The 12066-nt window shown below is 38.3% G+C and carries 10 protein-coding genes; all 10 read right to left on the bottom strand.

Annotated elements, in window-relative coordinates:
• A complete protein-coding gene (gene purM, locus G7057_RS10650; protein WP_166163624.1) occupies positions 1-1050 on the bottom strand; it encodes a phosphoribosylformylglycinamidine cyclo-ligase in 1050 nt (349 codons plus the stop codon).
• Positions 1043-2524: an amidophosphoribosyltransferase gene (gene purF, locus G7057_RS10645; RefSeq protein WP_166164235.1), complete on the bottom strand. Its 1482-nt coding sequence runs from the start codon at positions 2522-2524 to the stop codon at positions 1043-1045. Before purF ends, purM begins: the two co-directional genes overlap by 8 nt.
• A gap of 56 nt (positions 2525-2580) precedes the next feature.
• Complete coding sequence (gene purL / locus G7057_RS10640) at positions 2581-4803, bottom strand: phosphoribosylformylglycinamidine synthase subunit PurL (protein ID WP_166163622.1); 2223 nt, start codon at positions 4801-4803, stop codon at positions 2581-2583.
• 27 nt (positions 4804-4830) lie between these two features.
• Positions 4831-5505, bottom strand: a complete 675-nt coding sequence (gene purQ, locus G7057_RS10635) for a phosphoribosylformylglycinamidine synthase subunit PurQ (protein WP_076766189.1) — start codon at positions 5503-5505, stop codon at positions 4831-4833.
• A gap of 1 nt (position 5506) precedes the next feature.
• A complete protein-coding gene (gene purS / locus G7057_RS10630; RefSeq protein WP_076766191.1) occupies positions 5507-5755 on the bottom strand; it encodes a phosphoribosylformylglycinamidine synthase subunit PurS in 249 nt (82 codons plus the stop codon).
• Positions 5756-5979: 224 nt separating this feature from the next.
• Positions 5980-7098, bottom strand: coding sequence for a 5-(carboxyamino)imidazole ribonucleotide synthase (gene purK, locus G7057_RS10625; protein ID WP_166163620.1), 1119 nt, complete (start codon positions 7096-7098; stop codon positions 5980-5982).
• Complete coding sequence (gene purE / locus G7057_RS10620; protein WP_166163618.1) at positions 7095-7595, bottom strand: 5-(carboxyamino)imidazole ribonucleotide mutase; 501 nt, start codon at positions 7593-7595, stop codon at positions 7095-7097. The genes purK and purE overlap by 4 nt, the downstream gene beginning before the upstream one ends.
• 178 nt (positions 7596-7773) lie before the next feature.
• On the bottom strand, positions 7774-9300 hold the full coding sequence (locus G7057_RS10615; protein ID WP_166163616.1) for a flotillin family protein: 1527 nt from the start codon (positions 9298-9300) through the stop codon (positions 7774-7776).
• 24 nt (positions 9301-9324) lie between these two features.
• Positions 9325-9891, bottom strand: a complete 567-nt coding sequence (locus tag G7057_RS10610; protein WP_166163614.1) for an NfeD family protein — start codon at positions 9889-9891, stop codon at positions 9325-9327.
• A 317-nt stretch (positions 9892-10208) separates the two neighbouring features.
• Complete coding sequence (gene lepA, locus G7057_RS10605; protein WP_166163612.1) at positions 10209-12032, bottom strand: translation elongation factor 4; 1824 nt, start codon at positions 12030-12032, stop codon at positions 10209-10211.
• Positions 12033-12066: the final 34 nt, after the last annotated feature.

The raw sequence follows: 12066 nt of genomic DNA, 5'->3' as shown, positions 1-12066 counted from the left end.
TTAGTTTGATTCCTCCATTGTTAAGATAAGATCTTTGTCATCAACTTTCTGACTCATTACACCAATAACAACTGCATCTGGAATATGTTGGCAAACTGTTTCAACATCTTCCTTTGCAACTGCAGCGATCATTCCAATCCCCATATTGAACACTTGATACATATCATCGGATGATACATTCCCTAGTTCTTGAATGAGCGAAAAAATTGGATGAGGTTGCCATTTAGATGTATCGACATGAGCTGTTAATGTCGTTTCATCAAACATTCGCGGCAAATTCTCAGGAAAACCACCGCCTGTAATATGAGCAAGGCCTTTTATCAGTCCTCTTTTTAATAGTGGTAGTAAATCATTAACGTAAATACGAGTAGGGGTTAGAAGATGATCAATCAGAGACTTTCCGTCTTCTAGTAGTTGATCATATTGCCAATCATTATCCTTGAAGAACACCTTTCTAACGAGAGAAAAACCATTAGAGTGAATGCCAGAGCTTGGAATCCCCACTAAGACATGGCCTGCTTCGACCTTTGTCTTATCTAGCATTTTTTTACGGTCAACAATGCCGACGCAAAAACCAGCTAAATCAAAATCCTCTTTACCATAAACATCTGGCATTTCAGCTGTCTCACCTCCAATTAAAGCAGCACCAGCCTCAACACACCCTTGTGCCACTCCAGAGACAATCGCTTCAACCGTTTGAGGGTCATTTTGACCAACTGCTAAATAATCCAGGAAAAATAATGGTTCTGCACCTTGAGCTAATACATCATTCACACACATTGCTACGCAATCAATGCCAATCGTATCGTACGTTTTTGATTGTTGAGCAAGGATAATTTTTGTCCCAACGCCATCCGTTCCAGAAACAAGAATAGGCTGCCCATCTTTATGGTTTGATAAATCAAATAAGCCTCCAAAGCCTCCAACTTGAGACATCACTTCAGGACGGTTGGTACGTTGAATATGTTTTTTCATGCGTTCAACTGCTTCATACCCCTTCTCAATTTGGACACCAGCTGCTTCATAAGCAGAATGCTTACCTTCAGTCATCAACATGTTCCCCTTTCAAAATTTTCTTTTGGATGGTTGTTAATTGTTTTTCTAATCCTTCTTGATAATCACCTAATGGCGCAGGATAATCGCCTGTAAAAGCAGAAATACATATTCCTTTATGAGGTGCGTCAAAATTTAAGCCGATACTTTCAATGGTTCCCTCTACCGATAAGAAGGACAAGGTATCTGCACCTAGATAATCTGTCATTTCAGCAACAGTCATGTTAGCTGCTAGTAACTCTGAACTGGTACTCATATCAATCCCATAGTAATTTGGGAAACGGAATGGCGGGCTCGTGATACGAACATGTACTTCACGCGCACCCGCTTCTCTTAACAATAAGATTAGGCGTTTCATCGTTGTTCCTCTAACAATCGAATCATCCACAAGGACAATTGATTTACCTTCTACAACTCCGACAACAGCAGATAGCTTTTTACGAACACCTTGTTCTCTTAATTCCTGAGTTGGTTCAATGAATGTTCTTGCAACATATTGGTTTTTAACAAGTCCCATTTCATATGGTATACCACTCTGTTCAGCGTAACCTGTTGCAGCAGATAAGGATGAGTTTGGCACACCGATCACCATATCCACTTGAGCTGGTGGAGCCTGCTCAAGTGCTAATTGACGACCCATGGCTTTTCGGGCACTGTGGACGTTAATACCAGCAATATCAGAATCTGGTCTTGCGAAATAAATATATTCCATTGCTTCAATGGCAATCATCGTTTTGTCCGTGTAAGAACGGATCGTAATCCCATCGTCATTAATAATAGCATAGTGACCAGCATGAATATTTTGAACAAATTCAGCGCCAACAACATGTAGAGCACAGCTCTCACTCGTTAAAATGTAAGCACCATTCTTCATTTTCCCAATAACAAGCGGACGGAAGCTATTTGGATCAACAACACCAATTAAGGCATCGTTTGTTAGAATCGTATAGTTAAAACCACCTTGTATTTGGCGAAGCGCATCCTCTAACTTTTCATAAAAATCATCTTTTTTACTGTGACGAATCAAATGAATTAACACTTCAGAATCAGATGATGAGTTAAAAACAGCACCTGATTCTTCTAGTTCTCTTCGTAAACTCTGAGCATTAGTAATATTACCATTATGAGCCAAGGCAATATCTTGATCATGAAAATGGAACAAAAAGGGTTGAAAATTATTTAAATTGTCGTGTCCACCATTTGTCGCATAGCGAACATGACCAATCGCACGGTCTCCTGTTAACGATTCTAAATCTTCTGCATTTTTAAAGACGTGGCTTAACAAGCCAATACCTCGGAAATTTTTTAATGCTTGACCATCACCACAGCTAATACCTGCTCCTGCTTGCCCACGATGTTGGAGGGCATGTAAGCCGAAAAAGGTAACGCGATTAGCTTGAGGATGATTCCATACGCCAAAAACACCGCACTCTTCATTAATGCTTCTGCTGTGATCCGATTCCCACTCCATAGAGAGGAGACTATTGTCGTTTTCATAAAAAAATGGGGGTACTACTGCTTCGTTTTCTAAGCTTTTAGAAGACATGGGATAACCTCTCTCCACTTGGTCTCAATATCAGAACGTTTAAATGCTATGTCAGTTTCATTTGTTGATAATGAGATTTCATCTGATTTCGTCACGCTACCTAAAACGGCAACAGGAACATCTCCTGGGATAGACGCTTCGAATTGGTCTTTCTTATCTTGGGGTACAGTAACAATAAAGCGTGACTGTGTTTCGCTAAATAATTGAGCATTAGTTAAATCTGCTTTAACATCAAATCCAAACTGAGTTGTAAAGACAGCTTCCATTAATGCTGCAGCAAGCCCACCTTCAGAAATATCATGCGCACTTGTTAAGAAGCCCGCTTTGTTAGCTTGGCGAACGAAAGCTTGATTTTGATATTCTTGTTCCATATCAAAATCAACTAAGCCAGAAATTTGACCGACTTGTACTTTTTGAATGAGTGAACCCGCATAATTATCTTTTGTTTCACCAATAACATAAATAACATCACCTGCTTGGTTAAAGTGTTGCGTTAAAACATGATCAACATCTTCAATCAATCCAACCATTCCGATTGTTGGTGTTGGATAAATAGCACCATTTTTATTTTCATTATAAAGTGACACGTTACCTGAAATAACTGGTGCATCGAATCGTTCACAAACTGCTGAAATACCTTTTGCAGATTCTTGTAGTTCGTAGAAGATTTCAGGGTTTTCTGGGTTACCAAAGTTCAAGCAGTCGGTAATAGCTAGTGGGTAGCCACCTGAAGCAACAATATTTCGAGCTGCTTCTGCTACTGCAATTTGTCCGCCTACATATGGATTTAAATAAATATAACGGGCATTACAATCTGCTGTCATCGCTAATGCTTTACGTGTGCCTCTAATGCGGACAACCGCTGCATCACTACCAGGTCCCACAACAGTGTTTGTTCGAACCATTGAATCGTAAGTTTCATAAATCGGTGCTTTACTTGCTAAATCAGCCGTTGTTAATAGATTAAATAAACTCTCTTTTAAATCATCCACTTTTGGCACAAATGCTGCTTCTGTTTCGTATTGACTCATACGGGCAGGCTTGGTTGCTTTATTTTGATAAACAGGAGCATCTTCTGCTAGAGAATCAACTGGAACATCTGCTACTAATTGACCACCTTGGAAAACTTTATAACGATCGCCTTCTGTTACTTCACCAACCGTCACAGCATCCAAATCATAGCGTGCAAATAATGCCTCTACTTCTTTTTCATAACCTTTTTCAACACATAACAACATTCTCTCTTGCGATTCAGATAGTAAAATTTCATACGGTGTCATACCTGTTTCACGTTGAGGCACATCGTCTAGATTTAATAAGATACCCGTACCTGCCTTAGATGCCATTTCAGAACTAGATGATACAAGACCAGCAGCACCCATATCTTGGATTCCCACTAAGTGGTCGTCTAGTTCTTTAATTAATTCCAGACAAGCTTCCATTAATAGTTTTTCCATAAATGGATCGCCAACTTGAACCGCTGAACGTTGACCACTGTTTTCATCACTAAATTCTTCACTCGCAAATGTTGCGCCATGAATCCCATCACGGCCTGTCTTAGCGCCAACATACATAATGGCATTCCCAACACCACTCGCTTGCCCTTTTTGAATATCAGCATGGTCAATAATCCCTACACACATTGCATTTACTAGTGGGTTACCTTCATAAGAAGCATCAAATTTCGTTTCTCCACCCACTGTTGGAATACCAATACAGTTTCCATATCCGCCAATACCATCAACAACACCAGAAAAAATACGTTTTGTTTGTGGATTGTTTAATTCACCAAAACGCAAAGAATCTAGCATAGCGATCGGTCTTGCGCCCATACTAAAAATATCACGGATAATACCACCAACACCTGTAGCAGCCCCTTCATAAGGCTCAACTGCTGATGGATGATTATGGCTTTCCATTTTAAAAACAACTGCTTGTTGATCGCCAATATCTACAATTCCAGCACCTTCACCAGGCCCTTGAATAACTTGTTTTCCTTTTGTAAAGAATGTTTTTAAAACAGGTTTTGAGTTTTTATAAGAACAGTGTTCACTCCACATCACCGAATATAAGCCTGTCTCAGTGTAGTTAGGTAAACGACCTAAAATTGTTTGAATTAATTCAAATTCTGAATCTTTTAATCCCCATTGGCGAAAAATACCTGATTTTTTTACTTCTTCCGGCTTCATAGCTTGTAACAGCATGTTGATCCCCTTTCTTACTACCATTTTTTATTTATGAACGAGCGTTTTAGCTAGTGATTGGAACAGTTTCAAGCCGTCTTTGAATCCGAGTATGTCTTCAACTGCTCGCTCTGGGTGAGGCATCATGCCAAGAACATTACCAGCTTTATTTGTAATTCCAGCAATATTAGCTAAACTACCGTTCGGGTTATCATCCGATGCGTAGCGGAATACAATTTGGTTATTGGCTTCTAATTCAGCTAATGTTTCTGGATCACAGTAATAATTTCCTTCAGCGTGCGCAATAGGTAATGTAATCTCTTCGTTTTTTTCATAAAGGTGGGTAAATAATGTGTCATTGTTTTCAACAACTAAACGTTGTGGTTTACAAACAAATTTCAAATGAGTATTTGAGTGAAGGGCTCCTGGTAAAAGACCAGCTTCTGTTAAAATTTGGAATCCATTACATGTTCCAAATACAGGTACACCGGCTTCAGCTTTTTGAATAATAGCTTCCATAATGGGTGCAAAGCGTGCAATCGCTCCACAACGTAGATAATCCCCATAAGAAAACCCACCAGGAATTAAAATCGCATCATATTTATCTAAGTTGGTCTCGCGGTAGTCGACATATGAGACATCTTCTTTTAAGACAGAATCAATCGCCTCAAATAAATCAATATCGCAATTAGATCCAGGAAATACTACTACTGCAAATTTCATCTTATGCCTCCTCGATTTCGTAACGGTATGATTCCATTGTGACATTTGCTAATAATTGATCAGCAATGGCTTCGATAGTACGTTCAACTTCTGCACGATCATTTTCTTCAACTGTGATTTCAAAATATTTACCCATTCTTACAGATGCAACAGATTGATAATCAAGTTGATGAATGGCCTTCTTAACAGCTTCCCCTTTAGGGTCTAAAATTGATTCTTTATAAGTGATATAAACTTTTGCTAAATACATGACTTCACTCCTTGAATTTTTTGAATATTCGTTTTCTAAACCTTACATGATTAAATTAACATTAAACATTAAATAACTCAATAGCTTTAGCTAACATTTATTAATTGTTTTTATTTATTGTTCGTTTTTTACTCATTGTGATTCTTAACATTAATTTTTTGAGCCCATAAATGACAAAAAGACGAATAAAGCAGATTCCAAATTAAATCTGCTTTATTCGTCTTTTAACGGTCAAATCGACTAGTCAATGTGTGTTTATGTGCTACCGATTCATTAAGGAGTGTTATATGCCCCATTTTCCGATTGTATTTGGCTTCGCCTTTTTGATAAAGATGAACATGTGCTTCTGGATAATCATGCCAGATAGACGGTATTAAATCTAAATCTTGTCCTAACAGATTAATCATGTATGCATCCGCTAAGCAAGATACAGCCGCCAGAGGGCGACCGCTAACTGCTAAAATATGTTGGTCAAACTGAGAGACATTGCAACCTTCAATGCTGTAGTGTCCAGAATTATGAGGACGCGGAGCTAATTCGTTAACAACTACTTCTTGATTATTTAATACAAAAAATTCAATGCCCAAAACCCCTACTAATTGCGCTTTTTCAGCAATCTGGTGGGCAGATTGTGTTATTGCATCAGTGATTTCTTTCGAAAAATCCGCTGGAGCCTGACTTGTAAATAAAATCCCATCTTGATGATTATTTTCACTAATTGGAAATGTTTCGATACGCCCATATTGATCTCTTGCAACCATAATAGATGCCTCTGTTATAAAATCACAGAATCCTTCTAATATACAGTTCTGATTGACCAATGATAGCAGATTTGAGTCAGCTAGATTGCTTGCACTCTTAATAACCATCTGACCTTTTCCATCGTAGCCAAAGCGGTTTGTTTTCAAAACAGCAGGATAACCGGATTGAAGGAGTGCCTCTCTGAGGTCTTCTAATGAATTAATTTCCCAATAAGGAGCTGTTTTTATGTGTATGCTGTTTAGCCAACTTTTCTCTTTTAACCTATTTTGAGAATGTAACAAAAGCGACGTTCCTTGAGGCAAAGAAACTATCGATTCTATCTTTTTTAGGAGTTCCCCATTAATATTTTCGAACTCATAAGTCAAAACGTCTACTTTTTTACAGAAGTCTAACAGTGCTACTTCATCATCAAAACTTCCGACTTGATGCCAATTTGAAACCGCAAAGGCACATGACTCAGGATTAGGATCATAAGTCGCCACTTGGTAACCAAATTTTTGGGCAGATTGGGCTAGCATTTTACCTAGCTGTCCTGCTCCAATTATACCAATGGTTGATTGAGGAGCTAGTATCTTAATCATAAGAGGTCCTCCGTACTTTCTTCTGCCATTTTTTTCTGCTGGTTATTAAAGTCAGTTAAACGGTTTAAAAGGTCCTTGTCTGTTAAAGTGAGAATTCTGGCTGCGAATAAAGCTGCATTTTTAGCTCCAGCTGTTCCAATAGCCATAGTAGCAACCGGAACACCTCCCGGCATTTGGACGATTGATAGTAATGAATCAATGCCGTTTAATGTACTTGATTTTATTGGGACACCAATGGTCGGTAAGCTTGTTTTGGCAGCAATCATACCTGGTAAATGCGCGGCACCACCAGCTCCTGCAATAATGACCTGATAACCCTTAGATGCGGCCTCTTCTGCAAACTGAAACATTTGGTCTGGCATGCGGTGAGCAGAGACAACTGCTTTTGTATAGGGAACTTGAAGTTCATCAAGTAAGTCTGCACATTCTTTCATCTGTGTCCAATCTGATTTACTACCCATAACGATAGCAACTCTTGGTTGATTATGATCTGTCATTCGCTAAAACACTCCTTTTCATAGAAAGAATAGCATATTAATTGTTCTTTTTCCATTTAAAAACAAACTTTTATAAAAATGTTTTATTTATTGTTCGTTAATATGAAAAGTGATTAAATATGATTAAAACAAAAAAAGGCTAGATTTTTTACTAGCCTCTTCCTTAAATGGTTAATTATTATAAACTCTCTACTTCTGTTTTAACAGGTTCTGAATCGGTATGTAGGTCTGGTTGTGTTTGAAGTGTTTCATTCAATTCACTCAACTTTGACCCAACATTGTGGTTGCCAACATAGCTATTAATCAACTCTGAAACATCTAATCCTAACGTTTCCTTCAATGATTCTTGGATACTTGCTAATGTTCGAGTCGTATAGCCACTCACTTGTGAAACGCCCTTACCTTCACCGCCATCAATAATGGTTATCTTATCAATATTACTGATGGGTTCCGCAGCGTGTTTCACAATTTCTGGGTAAACTTTTAGTAGCTCTAACATAATGGCTTGTTGTCCGTATTCTTTATAGGCTTCAGCTAGTTTTTGTGCTGCCTCAGCTTTGGCACGACCAATCTCAGCAATGTTTAAGGATTCTGCTTCCGCTTTAGCGCGTCCAACTTTGGAAATACTTTCAGCTTCGGCTTGCGCATTTAATTCAATTTCTTTAGCTGATGCTTCCGCATCTAAAATCCGTTTTTGTTTGTCCGCTTCGGCACGTTGAACATCTGCATAACGTTTGGCATCTGCAGATTTTTCAACCTCAGCTTCTAACTTCTTAGCTGCCAAAAGAACTTCTTCTGTTTCAATTTCGATTTGTTTACGACGGTCTACTAATTCAATTTCTTTTTGTTTTTCAACTAATTGTTTTTTCAAGTCTGCTTCTTGTAGCTCATAAGCACGGTCCGCAATCGCTTGTTGAACATCTTGCTCTTTTTTGTATTCTGCTAGTTTTAATTGCTTGTCTTTTTCAGATAAGGCAATTTCACTTGCTCGGCTGTTTTCAGCTTCTCTTGCTTGTTTCATCGCATCTGCTTTTTGAATAATGGTTGTCTTTTCAGCTTCAGCCTCAGCAATTTCAGCATTTTTCTTTGCTTCCGCAATTTGAGGGCGTCCCAAACTTTCTAAATAACCATTCGAATCAGCTACATCTTTAATGGTAAAGGATACAATCTTCAAGCCCATTTTTTCTAAATCGTGTGATGCTACTTGTTGAACTTGAGCCCCAAATTCATCACGTTCACGGTAAATTTCTTCAACCGTTAAACTACCAAGAATTGCTCGTAAGTGTCCTTCCAATACTTCTTGTGCTTCCTCTTCTAATTCGTGTGTTTCCTTACCTAAGTATTGTTCAGCAGCTGTAGCGATTTCTTCTACAGAAGAGCCAATTTTGATAATAACAGTACCTGTAGCAGAAATAGGAACACCTTGTTTGGTATAAACTTCGCTAGCGCCTACTTCTAACTTACTAGACATTAAAGAGAGACGTTTACCTTCTTGGAATATAGGCCATAAGAATGTCCCACCTCCACGTACAATTTTCATTTTATTATTTTCTTTATCGGTGAAGACATTTGTGCCATTCCCCAAGAAGCTCCCACTGACAATTAAAGCTGTATCAGGAGAAACTGTCACATAACGACCAATAATGGCTACTAAAAATACAATAACAATAGCAGCTAAACCAATCCAAATAAATAAATCTTCCATTCAATATCACCTTTCTTTTCTTTTTTATTTTATTTTTCCCCAATGACTTTCTAATGGGGGTAAAAATAAGTCTTCTTCATAAGGTGTTACATAAACAATAGCACCATCAATATCCATCACACGAATCTGTTCCCCTGTTGCAATACGAAGAGGTGAATCATCATCCGATGATTGATAGATTTTGGCTGTCATTGGTACATTACCAAAGATAGTATACAGCACCACTTCACCCACTGTATCGAGATTAATGGTAACGGTGACTCTCCCTTTTTCACCAATGTAGTCTTTGCGAGATAAGAGAGCATTAGTTTCAGCTTTCGCTTGAAAAGGAACAAAGACAAACAGCTTAATCAAAATGATCACTAACGAAATCGCTAAAAATAGAGCGATTAATAGTAGCGTCTGATGAGATGACTCCATACTAAACTTTGTTGAAATAAGACCAACAAAAAATAGACTGATAAACAAATCGCAAATATCGTAGAAATCAATAGAAATAATATCTTTAACGGGAATACAAATCAGTGCACCTATAATGCCTGTTGCCATTAATCCAGTCGCTAAGGTCATCGATTCAAATAACGCAGACAAGCAAACCTCTCCTTTCTCCTTTGATATTGCTTTTTTATCCTACAATTTAATTGTACGCTTTTTTCAGACAATAGTAAAATATAATTTTACTATTCTTCACAAAACAGACAAAAAGAATCCCTAACTCGCTGAATATGCGGGCTAGGGATTCGTTCTATCCTTTTGTACCACTCGTTAAGTTGTGTGTCTAGATGAGCGTTACAGCCGTCAAAATAGGTCTGTATCGCTCACTTTAATAAAAAAGAGAGACTTGGTCGCAGTAGGACCGAGTCTCTCTTTAATTTTTTATACTTATTAGGTACTAATAGATCAAGCTTCTAATCTTCATCCATCTTCAGAACCGTCATGAATGCCTCTTGTGGTACTTCAACGTTTCCGACTTGTTTCATTCGTTTCTTACCTTCTTTTTGTTTCTCTAGTAATTTACGCTTACGAGAAACGTCACCACCGTAACATTTCGCAAGAACGTTCTTACGCAATGCTTTAATGGTTGTACGAGCAAGAATTTTATGTCCAATCGCTGCTTGAATAGGTACCTCAAACTGTTGACGTGGAATAATCTCTCTTAACTTTTCAGTAATCGTACGGCCACGGTTATAAGCAAAATCGCGGTGGATAATGGTACTCAAGGCATCCACAACTTCGCCATTTAATAAGATATCCATCTTCACAAGGCGGCTTGGTTGGTAACCAATCATTTCGTAATCAAGCGACGCATAACCTTTGGTGCTCGATTTCAATTGATCAAAGAAATCAAAAATAATTTCTGCCAATGGAATTTCATAAACGACATTCACACGGTTGTCATTCAAATATTCCATGGTCATAAAGTTACCACGTTTACGTTGAGCAATTTCCATAACAGCTCCAACATAGTCATTTGGAACCATGATATTTGCTTTTACATAAGGCTCTTCAATACTTTCAATTTCTGTTGCATCCGGTAATTCAGATGGGTTATCAATTTGAATACTTGTGCCATCTGTACGGTTAACATTATAAATAACGGATGGTGCAGTCGTAATAATCGCTAAATCAAATTCACGCTCAAGACGTTCTTGAATAACATCCATATGAAGCATTCCTAGGAAACCAGTACGGAATCCAAAGCCTAACGCCTGAGATGATTCTGCCTCAAATTGTAAGGACGCGTCATTTAATTGAAGCTTCTCTAGTGCTTCACGTAAATCATTAAAGTCAGACGAATCAACTGGGTAAATCCCACAGTAAACCATTGGATTTAACTTACGGTAGCCATCTAGTGCTTCTGAGGCTGGATTGTCTGCCAATGTAATGGTATCCCCTACACGTGCATTTTGAATGGTTTTAATGCTGGCTGTTACATAACCCACATCACCAACCATTAAATAATCACGGCTAATTGGTTTAGGAGAGAAAATCCCTACTTCTGTTACGTCAAATTCTTTTCCATTTGACATCATGCGAATTTTATCACCGGGACGTAAGACACCATTCTTAACACGGACGTTCAATACAACACCGCGGTATGGATCATAAGCCGAGTCAAAAATCAAAGCTTGTAATGGTTCTTCTAAATCACCAGCTGGCGCTGGAATTTTTTCTACAATTTGTTCTAGTAACTCATCAATACCAATTCCTGCTTTAGCACTTGCTAAAACTGCTTCGCTAGCATCAATACCAACAACATCTTCAACTTCTGCTCTAACACGTTCTGGATCAGCAGCTGGCAAGTCAATTTTATTAATAACGGGTACAATTTCAAGATCATTATCAATTGCTAAATAAACGTTTGCTAGTGTTTGCGCTTCTACACCTTGTGCTGCATCGACAACTAAAATAGCCCCTTCACAGGCAGCTAAACTACGGGATACTTCATAAGTAAAGTCGACGTGTCCGGGTGTGTCGATTAAGTGGAAGATATACTCTTCCCCATCATTCGCTTCATAAGTTAATTCGACAGCATTCAATTTAATCGTAATACCACGTTCACGTTCTAGATCCATTGAATCTAAGAGTTGCTGTTGCATCTCTCTATCAGCAACAGTATTAGTAGCCTGCAAAATGCGATCTGCTAATGTTGATTTCCCATGGTCAATATGGGCTATAATAGAAAAGTTTCTAATTTTTCTTTGACGTTCTTTCATTTTCTCTAAGTCCATTGAACTACTCACTCTCTTCTTCAAACTATATACC

The organism is Jeotgalibaca arthritidis (assembly GCF_011100465.1).
GTDB classification, from domain to species: domain Bacteria; phylum Bacillota; class Bacilli; order Lactobacillales; family Aerococcaceae; genus Jeotgalibaca; species Jeotgalibaca arthritidis.
This window is presented reverse-complemented; position numbering and strand designations above follow the sequence as displayed.

Excerpts from the sequence above, each read along its gene's own strand:
- purM (WP_166163624.1), bottom strand. The coding sequence starts at position 1,050 with ATGACTGAAGGTAAGCATTCTGCTTATGAAGCAGCTGGTGTCCAAATT.
- purF (WP_166164235.1), bottom strand. The coding sequence starts at position 2,524 with ATGGAGTGGGAATCGGATCACAGCAGAAGCATTAATGAAGAGTGCGGT.
- purL (WP_166163622.1), bottom strand. The coding sequence starts at position 4,803 with ATGCTGTTACAAGCTATGAAGCCGGAAGAAGTAAAAAAATCAGGTATT.
- purQ (WP_076766189.1), bottom strand. The coding sequence starts at position 5,505 with ATGAAATTTGCAGTAGTAGTATTTCCTGGATCTAATTGCGATATTGAT.
- purS (WP_076766191.1), bottom strand. The coding sequence starts at position 5,755 with ATGTATTTAGCAAAAGTTTATATCACTTATAAAGAATCAATTTTAGAC.
- purK (WP_166163620.1), bottom strand. The coding sequence starts at position 7,098 with ATGATTAAGATACTAGCTCCTCAATCAACCATTGGTATAATTGGAGCA.
- purE (WP_166163618.1), bottom strand. The coding sequence starts at position 7,595 with ATGACAGATCATAATCAACCAAGAGTTGCTATCGTTATGGGTAGTAAA.
- G7057_RS10615 (WP_166163616.1), bottom strand. The coding sequence starts at position 9,300 with ATGGAAGATTTATTTATTTGGATTGGTTTAGCTGCTATTGTTATTGTA.
- lepA (WP_166163612.1), bottom strand. The coding sequence starts at position 12,032 with ATGGACTTAGAGAAAATGAAAGAACGTCAAAGAAAAATTAGAAACTTT.